Annotated in this window: 15 protein-coding genes and 1 tRNA gene; 11 read left to right on the top strand and 5 right to left on the bottom strand. The window is 41.2% G+C overall.

Going from position 1 to position 16,812, the window contains the following annotated elements:
- The first annotated feature begins 54 nt into the window (after positions 1–54).
- Together RMZ43_RS09655 and RMZ43_RS09650 are read left to right on the top strand one after the other, a co-directional pair.
- Positions 55–810, top strand: coding sequence for a DevA family ABC transporter ATP-binding protein (locus RMZ43_RS09655; RefSeq protein ID WP_322653972.1), 756 nt, complete (start codon positions 55–57; stop codon positions 808–810).
- Positions 811–1,018: 208 nt separating this feature from the next.
- Positions 1,019–2,755, top strand: coding sequence for a Calx-beta domain-containing protein (locus tag RMZ43_RS09650; protein WP_322653971.1), 1,737 nt, complete (start codon positions 1,019–1,021; stop codon positions 2,753–2,755).
- Between the two features lie 303 nt (positions 2,756–3,058).
- On the opposite strand, the gene RMZ43_RS09645 is transcribed toward RMZ43_RS09650, so the two are convergent.
- Positions 3,059–3,131 (bottom strand) — tRNA-Val (locus tag RMZ43_RS09645).
- 113 nt (positions 3,132–3,244) lie between these two features.
- On the opposite strand from RMZ43_RS09645, the gene RMZ43_RS09640 reads away from it, so the two are divergent.
- Together RMZ43_RS09640 and mazG are read left to right on the top strand one after the other, a co-directional pair.
- The gene (locus tag RMZ43_RS09640) at positions 3,245–3,865 is read left to right on the top strand and encodes a metal-binding protein (RefSeq protein WP_322653970.1); all 621 of its coding nucleotides are present in this window, start codon (positions 3,245–3,247) and stop codon (positions 3,863–3,865) included.
- Positions 3,866–3,868: 3 nt separating this feature from the next.
- Positions 3,869–4,696: a nucleoside triphosphate pyrophosphohydrolase gene (mazG, locus tag RMZ43_RS09635; protein WP_322653969.1), complete on the top strand. Its 828-nt coding sequence runs from the start codon at positions 3,869–3,871 to the stop codon at positions 4,694–4,696.
- Between the two features lie 125 nt (positions 4,697–4,821).
- Here the strand turns inward: mazG and RMZ43_RS09630 are convergent, their stop codons facing one another.
- The 3 genes from RMZ43_RS09630 to RMZ43_RS09620 are packed head-to-tail and all read right to left on the bottom strand — an operon-like array spanning position 4,822 to position 6,366.
- Positions 4,822–6,012: a transporter substrate-binding domain-containing protein gene (locus RMZ43_RS09630; RefSeq protein ID WP_322653968.1), complete on the bottom strand. Its 1,191-nt coding sequence runs from the start codon at positions 6,010–6,012 to the stop codon at positions 4,822–4,824.
- Between the two features lie 35 nt (positions 6,013–6,047).
- Positions 6,048–6,278, bottom strand: coding sequence for an aldehyde dehydrogenase family protein (locus RMZ43_RS09625; protein WP_322653967.1), 231 nt, complete (start codon positions 6,276–6,278; stop codon positions 6,048–6,050).
- A complete protein-coding gene (locus tag RMZ43_RS09620; protein WP_322649023.1) occupies positions 6,244–6,366 on the bottom strand; it encodes a hypothetical protein in 123 nt (40 codons plus the stop codon). Before RMZ43_RS09620 ends, RMZ43_RS09625 begins: the two co-directional genes overlap by 35 nt.
- A 288-nt stretch (positions 6,367–6,654) precedes the next feature.
- On the opposite strand from RMZ43_RS09620, the gene RMZ43_RS09615 reads away from it, so the two are divergent.
- The 4 genes from RMZ43_RS09615 to RMZ43_RS09600 all read left to right on the top strand — a co-directional run bounded on the left by RMZ43_RS09615 (position 6,655) and on the right by RMZ43_RS09600 (position 11,335).
- A complete protein-coding gene (locus RMZ43_RS09615) occupies positions 6,655–8,949 on the top strand; it encodes a PAS domain-containing hybrid sensor histidine kinase/response regulator (protein WP_322653966.1) in 2,295 nt (764 codons plus the stop codon).
- Positions 8,950–8,964: 15 nt separating this feature from the next.
- Positions 8,965–9,093, top strand: a complete 129-nt coding sequence (locus RMZ43_RS09610; protein WP_322653965.1) for a hypothetical protein — start codon at positions 8,965–8,967, stop codon at positions 9,091–9,093.
- On the top strand, positions 9,080–9,223 hold the full coding sequence (locus RMZ43_RS09605; protein WP_322653964.1) for a hypothetical protein: 144 nt from the start codon (positions 9,080–9,082) through the stop codon (positions 9,221–9,223). The genes RMZ43_RS09610 and RMZ43_RS09605 overlap by 14 nt, the downstream gene beginning before the upstream one ends.
- Before the next feature lie 807 nt (positions 9,224–10,030).
- On the top strand, positions 10,031–11,335 hold the full coding sequence (locus tag RMZ43_RS09600) for a glutamate-5-semialdehyde dehydrogenase (protein WP_322653963.1): 1,305 nt from the start codon (positions 10,031–10,033) through the stop codon (positions 11,333–11,335).
- A 294-nt stretch (positions 11,336–11,629) separates the two neighbouring features.
- Here the strand turns inward: RMZ43_RS09600 and RMZ43_RS09595 are convergent, their stop codons facing one another.
- Positions 11,630–13,042, bottom strand: coding sequence for an isochorismate synthase (locus RMZ43_RS09595; protein WP_322653962.1), 1,413 nt, complete (start codon positions 13,040–13,042; stop codon positions 11,630–11,632).
- A 407-nt stretch (positions 13,043–13,449) separates the two neighbouring features.
- Between RMZ43_RS09595 and menA the strand changes: the two genes are divergently transcribed.
- From menA to RMZ43_RS09580, 3 genes are read left to right on the top strand one after another with little or no spacing between them, the layout of a single operon-like run.
- Complete coding sequence (gene menA, locus RMZ43_RS09590; RefSeq protein ID WP_322653961.1) at positions 13,450–14,346, top strand: 2-carboxy-1,4-naphthoquinone phytyltransferase; 897 nt, start codon at positions 13,450–13,452, stop codon at positions 14,344–14,346.
- 44 nt (positions 14,347–14,390) lie between these two features.
- Positions 14,391–15,410 carry an o-succinylbenzoate synthase gene (locus RMZ43_RS09585; RefSeq protein WP_322653960.1) on the top strand — a complete coding sequence of 340 codons (1,020 nt, stop codon included), beginning with the start codon at positions 14,391–14,393 and terminating at the stop codon, positions 15,408–15,410.
- Complete coding sequence (locus RMZ43_RS09580) at positions 15,395–16,798, top strand: 2-succinylbenzoate--CoA ligase (protein ID WP_322653959.1); 1,404 nt, start codon at positions 15,395–15,397, stop codon at positions 16,796–16,798. Before RMZ43_RS09585 ends, RMZ43_RS09580 begins: the two co-directional genes overlap by 16 nt.
- The last annotated feature ends 14 nt before the right edge of the window (positions 16,799–16,812 follow it).

Here is a 16,812-nt window from a genome sequence, read left to right as displayed (position 1 = left end):
TCTACTGATACTAATTGTCTAAAAAAAACTGAAAATCATAATTATTGAATATTCATGCTAAAAGAAACTATTCAAGAAACTCAAAACTCAAAATATAAAACTCAAAATTCTTATCAAAAGCCTGTTATTTCTGTTCGGCAGCTTAACTACTACTTTGGTTTAGCACAACTTCGTAAGCAGACTTTGTTTGATATTAATCTCGATATTTATCCAGGTGAGATTGTAATTATGACTGGGCCATCCGGTTCTGGTAAAACCACACTACTAACGTTGATAGGAGGTTTACGTTCAATGCAAGAAGGTAGCCTCAAGATATTAGGGCAGGAGATGTCTTGTGCAAATAAGCGACAAATAATGCAAGTGCGGAAGCAAATTGGCTACATTTTCCAAGCACATAACTTGCTGACCTTTTTAACAGCAAAACAGAATGTACGAATGTCTTTAGAACTGCATAACAAGTATTTAGGGCAAGATATGAATCAGTTGGCAAGTGACATTCTTAACACAGTTGGTTTAGGCGATCGCGTCGATTATTATACAGACAATCTTTCTGGAGGACAAAAGCAACGAGTGGCGATCGCTCGTGCCTTAGCTAGTCATCCCCAAATTGTTCTTGCAGACGAACCGACGGCTGCCCTTGATAAGAAATCAGGACGCGATGTTGTAGAACTTATGCAGCGTTTAGCCAAAGAGCAGGGATGCACAATCTTATTAGTTACTCATGACAACCGAATCCTTGATATTGCCGATCGCATAGTTCACATGGAAGATGGACGATTGTTAAAGGAGTCCAAAGAACAGAAAATATAAAATTTCATGCTCAAATCAAAGGATGAACCATAAAAAGCTTTTTGGAGCGCACCGTTTCTTGTGTTTTATCAAAACCAGGACAAGTCAATTGTGTCTCAACCCAAGTTATTGCAGATTTGGAGCGATCGCTTAATGCAATGGGATTGAAACAGATATTTTGCCATTAAGAATTATTTGCAAAACAAACTATCTTAAAAGGAAAACTACAATGGAAAGAATTTCTTCTCAAAACACACCATCTAATTCATCAAAACAATCATATTGGGTAGTTGGCGACTCAGTTAAGTTTATAGCAACTGGCAAAGATACTAATTATAAATACGATTTATTTGATGTATACGTTCCACCAAATGTTGGAACTACACCGCACATCCACCTTGCACAAGAAGAGGGATTCTATATTGTAGAGGGAAAAGTAAAGTTTCAATTAAATAACCGAGTTATAACTGCAACTCCTGGAACTTTTGTTGACATTCCTAAAGGTCAAATCCACGCATATCGCAATGTTGAAACGACACCAGCGAGAATTATATTGCAAGGCGTTCCCTCAGGGCTTGACAAATTGATTCAGGATACAAGCCGACCTTTCTCAGACCCAGCTGGTTTTCCACCCTCAGATGAGTTTCTTGATAAAATTGTAGAAACCTTTGCCAAGAATAATTCAGTAGCGCTAGACTCATTAATCTTTACTGCCAATAAATTCAGTGTTAATGAGGATGGCACACCCGTAGCACCAATCACCGTATTTCGCCCATTGGATGATAAAGGGGCAGTTAGTGCCACAATTCTTTTAAGTGATGGCACTGCTACAAGCCCTAAAAACTTCAACGCTTCCCCGATAACAATCAACTTTGCAGATGGGGAGAGAATCAAGACCGTAGACATTCCCATCGTTGATAATGATATTATCGAAGGTAATAAGACTATCAACCTCACCTTGACCAACGCTACAGGTGGCGCAATCATTGGACTGTTACAAAATAAGGCTACGCTGACAATTTTGGACAATGATGCCCGACCCAAGGGGGAAAACAGCGTTCTTTTAACCGGAAGTGACGGTAATGACATCCTTACGGGTGGGGATGGCATTGAGAACATTATAGGTACAAAAGGAAATGATACCCTGACTGGTGGTGGAAATAGCGATCTGTTTACAGTTCATCTTGGTGACGGCATTGATACAATCACTGACTTTGATGGTGTAGGAAGAGGAATTAACCCATCAGAAAAGGTGTCTCAGGAAATAGATACTCTGAAATTTGAGGGTAATGGGCTAACCACCAGAAATATGCTTCTGACTCAGAATGGAAGTGACCTGCTCATCACCTTCGAGGGTGTTAAGGATACTGGGGTCATTCTACAGAATTTTGCTCTCGAAAATCTAGATAATCTTCGTAAGACTACAGGTGCGTCGCTGGACATCGGCAATATTCTGTTTAATGGGCAGACGGCCTTTCAAGACAGCTTTGATGTTTTTAATGCAAATCAACAAAGCCAGAGTATTTTCAATCAAAATTCGGTTACTTTCCTCAACGACCTAGACAATAATACCAGTGGCTTTGACAATTCTAATGATGTTATCAACGGTCAGGGTGGCAATGACTATTTACAAGGGTTAAGTGGAGACGACCTGCTACGGGGCGGTACTGGCAATGATACTCTTGTCGGCAGTTTTGGTGCAGATACTTTAATTGGCGGTAGTGGCAGCGACCTGTTTGTATTTGCACCTAGACATGGGATTGATACTATTGTTGACTTTACTCATGGTGAAGATTTCATTGGGCTTTCAGGTGGTCTAACGTTTGCTGACCTGACGATTATTCAAGGTACTGCTAATAGTGCAAACGATACTTTGATTACTATTACCAGCAGCAATGAGCTTTTGACAATCTTTAGTGGGGTACAGGCCAGTACTATCACAAGTGCCGATTTTACCATTGTTTAACACTATGGCTCTTCTGAGAAACAAGGCAGGAGGCAGAAGGGTTTTGAGATTTTGCCTCTCGTCGTTCGTCGTAGAACTTGTGACAAAGATCCAGATCCAACTTGAAGACTTTTCTTGTGATGTAGAGATTCTGTAACCCTTATGCCACAGGGCTTTCTGTAATTTTATTCTTTCTTACTTCTGCCCTCTGCCTAAACCAGCCCACTATGTGATCGCCAAAAGTTGCCAAGAACCCATAAGCTTGCCGTTGTGGCAAGCTTATGGTTCCAATTAAAAAGCCGCCAAGTGGCGGCTTTTTAAATATGGGCAGTACCAGACTCGAACTGATGACATCCTGCTTGTAAGGCAGGCGCTCTACCAACTGAGCTAACCGCCCGTTTTACTAATCCTTAACTAATATAGCAAAACATTTCGCATTGCGCTAGTAGTTTCAAGAAAATCTTTTTTTCTCTTATACTGACTCAGTATTCAGTTAACTCAGGATTTAGGATGCCCTCTGGTCGGACGCACGATCGCATTACTATGTATGCTCTGCCGTTCGTGGCGGGCGTTACTTTCTGGCAAACTCGCAGTAGTAATGCGACTTTGTTAGTTGCAGGCGGGTTTCTCTTTGGTGGTCTAATGTTTGGCCCCGATTTGGATATATACTCTGTGCAATTTCAACGCTGGGGTTTCTTGCGCTGGATTTGGCTACCTTATCAAAAAAGTCTGCGGCATCGTTCTTTTTTATCTCACGGGCCGATTATTGGCACGATTTTGCGGATACTTTATCTGGGGTGTTTGCTTGCTATTGTGGCAATTTTTGTTTTGGCGATTGCCGAAAGGTTAGGGAATCTAAGCTTTACTTGGCAAGATTTGGGACAAACTGTGGGGCGATCGCTCCTACAATACGATACTGAATATATCGCCCTATTTTTCGGTTTAGAACTCGGTGCGATGAGTCATTCTCTGAGCGATTGGGGCGGTTCGGCATACAAGCGCTTTCAAAAACAGGGCATTCGTGGGTTGCTTCCTAGTGGCAAAATTAAGAAGCGGAAAGTTACAACTCGCGGTAATCGTCGAGCTACAGTTAGCAAAAAGAGCAACGGAAGAACGACAAAGGACAAATGACAAATGACAAATGACAATGTTGATACTTTGGCGGCGTTGCAGGAATTAATTGAGGTGGTGGCGAAATTGCGATCGCCTGATGGTGGTTGTCCTTGGGATTTGGCTCAAACTCCTGAAACCCTCACCCCTTATGTAATTGAGGAAGCTTATGAGGTGGTGGATGCAATTAAGAGTGGGGATAAAGATGCGATCGCAGAGGAGTTAGGCGATTTATTATTACAGGTGGTATTGCAAGCCCAAATCGCTAGCGAATCTGGACAATTTTCCCTCAAAGAAATAACTCAGGGGATTTCCCAAAAGTTGATTCGCCGTCATCCCCATGTGTTTGGTGATGTATCGGTGGCAAGTGTGGATGAGGTGCGGCAAAATTGGGAACAGATTAAAGCTGCGGAGAAAGGCGAAACATCTCCACAGGCGCAAAAACTGAGTGCGAAACTTGCTCGTTATGGGCGCACTCTTCCCCCACTGACGGCGGCGATGAAGATTTCCCAAAAAACTGCGGCGATCGGGTTTGAATGGGAAAATATTCAAGGTGTTTGGGATAAGTTTCATGAGGAGTTGGGGGAGTTTCAACAGGCTTTAGCTGAGGAAACACCCGAACGGCAAGAAGCAGAATTAGGCGATTTACTGTTTGCAGTGATTCAGCTAGCGCGTTGGCATAATCTTGACCCCAGCGCCGCTTTGCAAGGCACAAATCAGCGATTTGTCCAGCGATTAGAAAAAATGGAGGCAGTTGTCAATCGCCCCCTTTCTGATTACAGTTTGGATGAATTGGAAAAGTTATGGCAACAGGCAAAAGCTCAAATTGCTAAAGAAGGGAGTGGGGAGTAGGGAGTGGGGAAGAGGACTTGGGGACAAGGAGAATTGGGGACAAGGGGAAAGACTTATTGGAAGTTCTCACCTCTTGTCCCCTTGTCCCCCCTGCTCCCCTGCTTCCCCCACTTCCCACCCCTTCTTCAACCTTTTTCCGCATCGAACCACTTATCATATAGCGATTGATAAGTACCATTTTCTTTGAGACTCAGCAGAGCCTGATTAATTGGTTTGCGGTAGGGACTGTTATTAGGCAGAATGATGCCGTAGCTTTCTTCACGTAAGATACTGCCAACAATTTGTACTTTCCCTTTGCCTTCGTTGGCTGCATAGAACAGAAGTACAGGTGCATCAAACACCACAGCATCAGCTTTTTTTGTTTGCAAAGCATTGTAAGCTTGCTCAATTTTACTAACTTCTAAAACTGAAATCTTATGTTCTCGTAGATATGCGGCGGCTGTGCTACCGGCTGTTGTGGCCACTATCTTGCCGGGTAAATCGTCTATAGTCTTGATATCGCCCTGAAGCTGTTGTACTGTCAATGAGGTAGTAGCGCTGGCTGTAAAGTAGGCAACAAAAAGGACTCCGATGAACATCCAGACAATGCCTACTAAGCGTCCTAGTACTCCCTTGGGCATTTCATCAGCTTGGGTTGCTAATGTGGCAGCTGCCCACCAACAAGCTTTGAAAATGCCAGGAAAGTATGATTTGGGAATCATCCCATCTTGATGATGGCGCTCAGATAACCAAATAATGTGGGCTGCTACAACAATTAACACTAGGGCAAGGCCTATTACCTGCAAGAGGCTAGTAGAGAAAAATAATTCTAAAATATTTGGGAAGGTACTGTTGTTGGTTTCTGAGTTTCGTACCATAATTTGCAGCCCCCCAGCCAAAATAGGTAATGAGAAATCAAAATTCTGCTGGCGTTCGGCTGTAATGGAGATAGCTGCAATCCCCAAATTAGCTTTGTTGTCTTTAATAGCAGAAAGTAGTTCCGGCACAGAGGGATATTCAATAAATTTCGACTCTACACCTATTTGGTTAGCGATGCTGCGCCAGAGGTCGATACTAAATCCTGATAGCTCACCTTTGTCTTGTATCACAAAGGGCGGTATAACTCGTGTAGCTACTAATAACGGTTGTTGGAGTTGTGGTTTTTGAGCCAGTCCTGGGGATGTCATTAACAATAATGCCAGAATCCCACCTAATAATCCTATGCAGGTATACAGTGCTAAGGAATGCCTGGTTTTGTTTTTACGGTCATATCTGCTTATTGGGCTTTTTCTCTCAGCGATAATTTGGCGCAATTTAGTAGCGATCGCATTCATCATCAGAATTTTCTAGGGGTTGTATGCAAGTCTATTTATCATGCCCACCCCATATTAAATATCACGTTCATCATCCCCCTAAGGGACTTCCAAATAAAAAATATACCATCGCTATAGAGGCAAGGGGGCAGGCTAGTGAAAGCAGTACGGGCTGCTTCTACTGCTTTGTCTACATCTGCGGCGTCTGCTTGTGAGACTTCACAGATTACCTCGTCTGTAGTCGGGTTGATTGTTTCAAATCGGCGTAGGCGTAAGCCCGTCGTAGACATCGCTGAGACTATTTACCCACTCATTATTGATCAACAATTGGGTTGGGCCAACTTTAACCTGTTGTCCTGGTACTGTTGCTGTAACCATCAGGCCCTCCTTAAGCTATAAAAAAATTTGCTTAAATCTACCTATTATGTTTGTTACTGTACAGCCCTTTAGGTGGATTTCTTTACGAATTCTTTATCTTAAAATAGTAGTTAGAGGTTAAGACAAATTATGTTGTGTCTAACTCACTCTGTAGAACTCGCGTTGTCAAAACAAACCTCTATCTTTTGAGCAATAGTTTTGATATCAGCTTTTAGCGTACAGTTGGGCTTAATAATCGCTTGATTTTTCCTGTGGCGTGCGCGTTGTAGTCTTAGCAAAGTGAGCAACATGAATGTAGACGATTTTAGTCAACAAATAGAGACACTTAGCTCACGGGTGAAGGGATTGTTGCATAGTACTGCAAATGAGCCGGACTCGCAACTAGAGCTAACAGCTGAAGCATTTGAAGAACTGAAAATCACTTTGGAAGAACTGAAAATCGCCTCTGAAGAACTACAAGCAACACGAATGGTAGTTGAAAAAGAGCGTCAGCGCTACCGAGAATTATTTGATTTTGCGCCTGATGGTTATATAGTAACTGATACGAATGGGATTATCCTAGAAGCTAACCGTGCCGCTACCACACACCTCAATGTTTTACAGCGATTTTTGATTGGCAAACCGCTACTTACTTTCATCGCCAGAGCAGATCATCAACATTTTTTTAATTACCTAACTCAGTTGCAGCATCTCGACCGGGGTGGGGAATGGGAAGTGTGTTTACAACCACGAGAAAAAATCTGTTTTGATGTTGCTTTGACAGTAGTTACCGTCCGTAACGAGGAAGGTAAGGCAGTTGCTCTACGCTGGCTAATGCGCGACATTACCAAGCGTAAGCGTTTAGAGTCGGAGCGCGAACAGTTATTTGCCAATGAACAAGCCGCCCGAATTGCAGCGCAAGAAGCACAGAGGCGTTCTAATTTTTTGGCTGAAGCAAGTCGTGTACTGGCATCTTCTTTAGACTACCGTACCACTTTAACCAGCGTCGCGCAATTGGCAGTGCCTACCCTAGCCGATTGGTGTATTGTAGATGTCGTTGAAAATAATTTGACGGTCTTCAATAACCCAGTGATAGCTGCATCTGAACCGCAAAAGGAAGCAATAGTAAGAGAATTGCGCCAACGCTATCCAATTCCTGTTGATGCTGATTATGGGCCAGCGAAGGTTTTAAGAAGTGGTAAGTCGGAACTAGCTACAACCATTCTTGAGTCTTCATTACAAAAAAGTGCGTCAAACCAGGAACACCTGTTTATGCTGCACCAACTCCAACTTAAATCTCAGATGACTGTGCCATTGCTGGTACGTGAACGCAAGTTGGGGACAATTGTATTTGCGTCTGCACAACCAGGACGGTATTACACGATTGTAGACCTGGCAATGGCTGAAGAACTTGCCCAACGGGCAGCCTCCGCCATTGAAAATGCACAGCTTTATCGCCAAGCCCAAGAAGCTAACCGAATTAAAGACGAATTTTTAGCGATCGTTTCTCACGAACTTCGGACACCTCTCAACTCTATGCTGGGTTGGGTTCAAATAATCCGTAATCGAAAATTGGACGAGGCAACTACCTTTAAAGCACTGGCGACAATCGAGCGGAATGCTCAACTTCAGAGGAAACTGATTGAAGATATTCTGGATGTTTCCCGCATTATCCAAGGTAAAATCCGCCTAAATCTCCGTAAAGTTGACCTGGTACTTGTAATTAACGCAGCCATTGAAGCTACATATCCTACATCTGAAATTAAGGATATTCAAATTGAATCTAACCTTGATTCTTCTGTTGATAAGGTTATGGGTGATGTAGAACGCCTGCAACAAGTGGTCTGGAATTTGCTCTCTAACGCTGTCAAATTTACGCCGAGTGGAGGGCGAATTGAAGTACATCTAAAGCAGGTAAACTCAAATGCCCAGATAACTGTGTCTGACACAGGTAAAGGAATTAGTGCTGACTTTCTACCTTTTATATTTGAGCGCTTTCGTCAAGCTGATAGCACAACTACTAGAGCAGAGGGTGGTTTGGGGCTGGGACTGTCAATTGTGCGCTACATAGTAGAAATGCACTCAGGCACAGTCCACGCAGCTAGCGAAGGTGAAGGACGGGGAGCAACATTTACGGTGTTGTTGCCAAATATAGAATTGCAACAAGAGCAGCAAATTAAAGAGAGTGAAGTAAAAACCAATAATCTCTCAGCGCTGAGAGGTTTGCAAATACTCGTTGTAGATGACAGTCCCGATACTCGTGAGTTAGTTACCTTTATTCTGCAACAGTCTGGAGCAGAGGTAATATCGGTTAGCTCTGTAGCTGAAGCTTTAGAAGCGCTGGTACGATTAAAGCCAGATGTTTTAGTCAGTGATATCGGAATGCCAGATGAAGATGGTTATGCGCTGATTCGCAAAGTGCGAATCAGCGAAGCAGCTCGAGAAAAAAAAATTCCAGCTGTAGCACTGACGGCCTTTGCAAGAGATGAAGAGTCAAAGCTGGCTCTGGAAGCTGGATTCCACGTTCATCTATCCAAGCCAATTGAGCCAGATAAGTTAGTAACTGTGGTGGCGAACCTGGTTAAAGATAGCCAACAAGTTTAATGCACAAGTAAGCTTTTGGTAGCAAATGCGATCGCCCAACAAGCAAATGTTGTGGCTCAACAAGCAAATGTTGTGGCTCAACAAGCAAATGTTGTGGCTCAACAAGCAAATGTTGTGGCTCAACAAGCAAATGGTGTCGCTTAACAAGCAAATGTTGTCGCTCAACAAGCAAATGCGATCGCCCAACAAGCAAATGCGATCGCCCAACAAGCAAATGGTGTCGCTTAATAAGCAAATGGTGTCGCTTAATAAGCAAATGCGATCGCTGATATAACAAAGACCTAACCCCAGTAGGGAACTGTCCACAAAAGCTAAAAGTAGCTTAACTGTGGGCTGACTCGCCCGCCTAGAACTAAAGTTCAAGGCTAATAGCTAAAGTCTACTAGAAGTAGACTAAAGATTTTTAGCAATATCAGGACTTACACAAAATAATGAAAAAACGAACCGCAAAGTCAGATGACTTTCGCTATTAGCAAGGAACTTCAGTTCCTTGCGGGGCTGTGAATTGGTTTGATTTATTAAGTTACATAAAAAAAGGAGGTAGTTACTAACTACCTCCCGACAAATTAAAGCTTGGATGGACTGAGAAATGCTTTAACAGCAGGCTAGAAACTCAGCTAGCTGCTCAAGAACATAATCAAGACCATTCCCAGGATAATCGATCCACCGCCAAGGATGAAGCGTAGGAATCTGACATCAGAGTGAGAATATCGGTTTCTGCTGCTTGTTCGTCATTACAATTTCGTAAAAATTCAAATATTAGTAGTATAAATTATTCACTTAAGGAAAAGACTAGAGAAACATACATTACGATGTCTCCCTAGTCCCCGGTACGCATAAATCATTTTTAAGACTTTCAAATAAGCTATGTAATAATACTTATAATTTTTTAATGGCTGTAAGTTTAGTACCTCTAATATGTCTGCCTTCGATAATCATAGAATAAATGTTTTGAACTAAGTTTTGCTTCACCCGATTAGAGTAATTACTAATTACCCAAATGGTTCACCCGATTGGGGGAAGACGATAAGCAATGATTAACTCACATTGATAAGATGAGGAAAAGGTAAATATTTGTACTATGACTATTGTTAACATTTCTCCCCTAATTGCGATCGCAGGGCAAACCCGCCAAGCTGCAAGCAAACTAGCGATTCTTTCCACTGAGGCAAAAAATCAGGCGATTGAAGCGATCGCTCAAGCTTTAGAATCAGCTAGAGATGAAATTTTACAAGCAAATGTTGCTGATTGTAAAGCTGCTGATGCTGAAGGAATTCCCAAACCACTTTATAAACGCTTGCAGTTGGATGAACATAAATTAAGAGATGCGATCGCAGGGGTACGAGATGTTGGTAAGCTAGCTGATCCTATCGGTAAAGTACAGATTCACCGCGAACTTGATTCTGGTTTAATTCTCAAGCGAATTACTTGTCCTTTAGGTGTTTTAGGAATTATTTTTGAAGCACGTCCAGAAGCGGCGATTCAAATTGTTTCTTTAGCGATTAAATCGGGTAATGGTGTGATTCTTAAATGTGGAAGGGAAGCGGTACGTTCTTGTGAAGCGATAGTTAAAGCAATTAAACAAGGATTATCTCAAACTGCTGTTAACCCTGATGCAATACAGTTACTCACAACTAGAGAAGAAACTTTAGAACTTTTGCAGTTAGATAAATATGTAGATTTAATTATTCCTAGAGGTTCTAATTCCTTTGTGCGCTTTGTCCAAGAAAATACGCGGATTCCTGTATTAGGTCATGCTGATGGAATTTGTCATCTTTATATAGATAAATCGGCTGATATTTCTAAAGCAGTTCTGATTACAGTAGATGCGAAAGCGCAATATCCTGCTGTTTGTAATGCAATTGAAACTTTGCTAGTTCACCAATCAATTGCTAGAGAGTTTTTACCAAAAGTCGCTGAGGCTTTGCAAGAACGCCATGTAGAATTAAGAGGTGATCAACGCACCTTGGAAATTTTGCCTCATATCGTACCTGCAACACAAATAGATTGGAAAACAGAATACAGCGATTTTATTTTGTCTATTAAGATTGTAGATTCTTTAGAAGATGCGATCGCGCATATTAACGAATATGGTTCTCGTCATACCGACGCGATTATTACTGAAGATTCAACATCTGTAGAAAGTTTCTTCGGATTAGTCAATTCAGCTAATATATTCCACAATTGTTCTACCAGATTTTCTGATGGTTTCCGCTATGGTTTCGGCGCAGAAGTAGGAATTAGTACACAACAAATGCCTCCCCGTGGCCCTGTTGGTTTAGAAGGATTAGTTACATATAAATATCAAATGACTGGCGATGGTCATATTGTAGCTACTTACACCGGGGCGAATGCTAAAGCTCTTACTCATCAGGATTTAGTGTAAATAGGACTTACGCACACTCTACGAATTCTTCTCTACGAGACGCTGCGCGAAGGCGTTCTTGGCGTCTTGGCGGTTCGATAAATTAAGCTTTTCGGCAATTTTTGCGTAAGTCCTGGTAAAGTATTTTCATAGCAATTCTATATGAAGATCCACAGAATATTAAACGAACCGCCAAGTACGCCAAGAGCGCCAAGAATAAAGCCTTGAAGCTAGTCTAACAAATAGCTGCACCCTAACCAAGCAAATTTTATTGATTGAGTGTTGCAAAATCATCGATGGTTGATAAATTAGCTATTAAACTAATGCTTTGAGTAATGCCTGAAGTTTAAGTTGCACCTCTGCAAACTCTTTGTCAGGATCAGATCCCGCGACTATACCAGCACCAGCATACAATCTCGCGCGATCGCCATCAATTAATGCTGAACGAATTCCCACAATAAACTCGCAGTTTCCCTGAGAATCTATCCAACCCAAAGGCGCAGCATACAAACCTCTTTCAAAGTTTTCATAACGCCGAATTTCCGCACAAGCTATATCTCGTGCTGCACCAGCAACGGCTGGTGTCGGATGCAATTGAGCGACAATTTTTAATGGATGTATATTAGCTGGAACCATAGCACTTATTGGTGTCCATAAATGCTGGATATTCGATAATTGTCGCAGCCGTGGTGCTAATATTTGCGGTAATAAACCTAGCTGGCATAGGCGTTGTGTAATGAAATCAAGCACTAGTGAATGTTCGTGTTTTTCTTTTTCACTATTCAGCAAGCGATTGGCATTAGCTGCATCTTCAGCAGGGGTTTTACCTCGTGGTGCAGAACCTGCTAAAGCATCCGTAATTAATTGCTGATTATTAATACTAATTAATCTTTCTGGACTTGCACCAATAAAGTTTTGTCCTTTGCCATTACTTGTAGAAAAAATATAACAATTAGGATGTATTTTTCTAAGATTAATTAAAGATTTAACTAAGTCAAAGTTGTGGCTTGATTTTACATCTAATATATCTGCGAGGACAATCTTGCTTAAATGACTAGATTTAATTTTTTCCAAAACAGAGACTACTGAACGTTTAAATCCATTAGCATTAGTAATAGATTTCTTGTATAATTTTGCTGGAAAGAAATCAATATTAGTCGAATAGTATTCTAAAGATTGGATAAATTGAATTTTATTTTGCAGATTCTCCAATAACTTTGGAATATTTGCATTTTTATTGATAATTATATTTGTTACTAATATGCAACGCTGATTTTTCACAGCTACTTGCCAACGGGGAAGAAAAATGGTAGCAGATGGAAACGGATAATCTACTTGGACATTTTGATCAAAAAAGCTGAAATAACAAAAAAAGTGAGGCCCAGAAAATCCTTGGTTAGCGTTACTAAAATTAATTATATTTTTTAGACAAGATTTGATAAAATATTCAGCTTGAGTAAAACGATCTACACCATCAATTTGTAACTTTGCCACGGCATCAATTGCCGCGATCGCTTCTCCTTTACCTTTATCCTCAAAGTAAAAATTTATTTCATTTGCTTGTGTTAGTTTATCTAATACAAGTAAAGGGTCAACTAAATCGATCTCCTGAGAGATACTGACAATTTGCCTGCAATTACTTTTGACGCACTTTTCTTGCACTGCTACCAAAAATTGATATAAATCTTTGTGTACAAAGAGGTTGTTACGACATGGTGAAACTGTCATGGATCTATAGTAAATTTTTTTTAAGTTAACTTCCTAAAGTGTAATTAATCGTGGTCGTATTTCTACAGGTAACATATTAAGTTATCATTTCACCAGCGTAGGATTTGCGTTGTTTATGGTGTTCCCAGTCTCTGACAAGCCAGTTCCAGCCCAAGCTGAAACATGAGAGTAGAGTGTTAACAACACAAGGTTAACGAGCCACAGTCAAAGTAGCAGTTGTTTTTAGCCCATAAATATCTAGTACAGCACAACCTAAAAAAGCTACCATCCCAACAGTTCAAAAAGCCAAATCATAAGTTTTTTGACTTTTAACTTTTGACTTTTGACTTCCGCGTAGCGGTACGTCTCTTTAAATTATAAAATTCCAAGTGTAAGTAATTTTCAGGTAATTTAATTAATCACGACTAATGACAACCAAGCAGATTTTATATCCCAACACTAAGTTATGGATGGCAGCGATTAAACCGCCAATGTACAGTGTTGCCATTATGCCCATTTGGGTAGGAACAGCAGTAGCATTTGCCGAAACTAAAATTTTTAATGGTACAGTATTTTCTACTTTTATAGCTGCGGCAATCTTAATTCTCGCCTGGGAAAATCTCAGTAATGATGTTTTTGATTCCGAAACAGGTATCGATCAAAATAAGCACCATTCTCTGGTTAATTTAACAGACAATAAGCCATTAATATTTTGGATAGGAAATTTGTGTTTAGGTTTGGGGTTGCTGGGCATACTAGCGATCGCTCTTTGGCAACAAGACCTAACTGTTATTGGCATCATTTTACTATGCTGTGGTTTAGGCTATATGTACCAAGGGCCTCCCTTTCGCTTAGGATATCAGGGTTTAGGCGAGATTCTTTGCTTTTTTGCCTTTGGCCCCTTGGCAGTGGAAGCAGCATACTACAGCCAAACCCAAACTTGGTCAATGACAAGTTTAGCAGTCTCAGTTATTGTCGGGATTGCCACAACCTTAATTTTGTTTTGCTCACACTTTCACCAAGTTAAGGATGACATAGCCGCAGGCAAGCGATCGCCTATCGTCCGTCTAGGAACAGCGAAAGGGGCCCAACTCCTAGTTTGGTTTACTGGTAGTATTTATCCCCTCACCTTGCTGTTTGTGCTATTGGGAATTTCTCCAGCTTGGACGTTATTAAGTTGGGTAAGTTTACCGTTTGCTGTCAAATTATGCCGCCATGTCCAAGAAAATCACAACCAGCCAGACAAAGTTAGTAACTGTAAATTCATCGCTGTAGCCGTGCATTTCTGGGCTTGCTTGCTACTTGGACTAGGATTTATGCTTTAGTTGGGCATTAGACATTGGGCATTGGAGCAGAGGGAGAATGACTAATGACTAATGGCTACAGATTTGAATTTCGTCCTTATCAGCGAAGATTTGTGCGGGTTACTACCAATCATGGTAATTGGGATATTCGTGAAGGTATTATCCTCCGGCTTACTGATGAATCAGGTAAAATCGGCTGGGGAGAAATCGCCCCCATTAGCTGGTTCGGTTCCGAAACCCTAGAACAAGCCTTAGATTTTTGTCGTCAACTCCCAGAAGAAATCACAGAAGAGATCATTTTCTCCATCCCAGATGAGTTACCTGCTTGTCAATTTGGCTTTGAGTCAGGGTGGGAGTGGGGGAGCAGAGGAGCAGAGGAGCAGAGGAGCAAGGGAGCAGAGGAGAAGAATTTAAATTTATCCTCAGCATTTCACTCCTTGCGCTATAGCGGTTTATTAACATCTGGGAAAACGGCTTTAAATCAATGGAAAACTCTATGGCAGCAGGGATATCACACATTTAAGTGGAAAATTGGTGTGTATGCGATCGCTGATGAACTAGAAATTTTTGAGTCACTCATACACACCTTACCAGTCTTTACCAGACTGCGATTAGATGCTAACGGTGGACTCAGCTATGAAGAGGCTAACTTATGGCTGCAAACTTGCGACAATTTTAAGGCGAATGCAGAACTACCCGTAGAAATTGAATTTATTGAACAACCGTTACCCGTTGAGCAATTTCAGCAGATGTTGAAATTGAGTCTAAGTTATGAAACTGCGATCGCTATAGATGAATCTGTCGCCACACTTAGGCAACTCGCCGCCTGTCATCAACAAGGTTGGCGAGGGATTTTTGTGATTAAGCCTGGGATAGTTGGATCGCCATCTCGTCTGAGAAAGTTTTGTTACCAGCATAAAATTGATACTGTATTTTCGTCAGTATTTGAAACTGCGATCGGTAGACTTGCAGCACTCCAGCTAGCGGCAGAATTATCCCGAAACAATAGGGCAGTTGGTTTTGGCATCGACCATTTTTTTGAACAAAAAGATACCTGGCTTCAAAGTCTATGGAACGACCTTTAAACTGTCTTAATAACCTAGCTGAAAATGATTGGCTTATCGGTTATAACAGCCATCAATTTAATCAAATAGCTCAAGAATTATATTTAGAACTAACACAATTATCAGCGTGTGGAATCCCACCAAAAATTATCTTAGCCGAACGCGAACCATTAAGATTTCTAGCAAGTTTCATTGCTGCTTGTGCGGCTAATTGTCCAATTTTTCTTTGTAACCCCGACTGGGGAACACAAGAATGGCAGCAAGTCTTTGATTTAGTAAAACCAGATATTATTTGGGGAATGGGGAATAGGGAGTGGGGAATAGAAAATCGGAATTGCAAAGAAATTACTATCATATCCCCCTCATCCCACCACTCCCCATTCATCCTAATTCCCACAGGTGGTTCATCGGGACAGATTAAATTTGCCATCCATACTTGGGAAACTCTCATCGCATCTGTACAAGGATTTACAGAATACTTTCAACTAAAACAAGTCAATTCATTTTGTGTATTACCGCTTTACCACGTTAGCGGTTTAATGCAATTTATGCGCTCTTTCACCACCGGAGGTCAACTGGCTATTCTGCCATTCAAAGCAGTAGAAACAGGTCAAATATTCAATATTAAACATTCAGACTTTTTAATATCTTTAGTCCCAACGCAGTTACAAAGAATCTTGCAAAATCCTGAATTAACTCAATGGCTAACCCAATTTAATACTGTACTTCTGGGAGGTGCGCCAGCGTGGAACGAACTACTAGAAAAAGCTAGATTTCATCGCATCCGGTTAGCGCCTACTTATGGCATGACAGAAACCGCCTCTCAAATTGCGACCCTCAAACCAGATGATTTTCTCAACGGTAAAATTAGTAGTGGTCAAATTCTTCCCCATGCAAAAGTAACTATTCGCAATCAGCAAGGCGATATTTTAAATTCCAATCAAATCGGAAATATCTTCATTCAGGCTCAATCTTTAGCCCTTGGGTACTATCCTATAACCAGAGAAAATCAAGCTGATTTCCAAGTAGATGATTTAGGCTTTTTAGACGAGCAAGGTCATTTAAATATTGTTGGACGTAACAGCGACAAAATTATTACAGGTGGAGAAAATATTTACCCAGCAGAGATTGAATCAGCTATACAAGCAACTCAATTAGTTGCCGATATTTGTGTAATCGGCATCCCAGATAAACATTGGGGACAAGCTCTAACAGCAATTTACATTCCCAAAAAACCAAATACCTCTGCTTTAAAAATCCAAACCCTACTCAAAGACAAACTCAGCAAATTTAAAATTCCAAAATATTGGATTCCCCAGCAAAGCCTACCTCGCAACTCCCAAGGTAAAATTAACCGCCAACAATTACAGCAAATAGCCAGAGAATTCCTGCAAAATTCCATTACATAACCTCTCTCGACTTT

The organism is Nostoc sp. CmiVER01 (assembly GCF_034531135.2).
Lineage (GTDB): Bacteria > Cyanobacteriota > Cyanobacteriia > Cyanobacteriales > Nostocaceae > Nostoc.
This window is presented reverse-complemented; position numbering and strand designations above follow the sequence as displayed.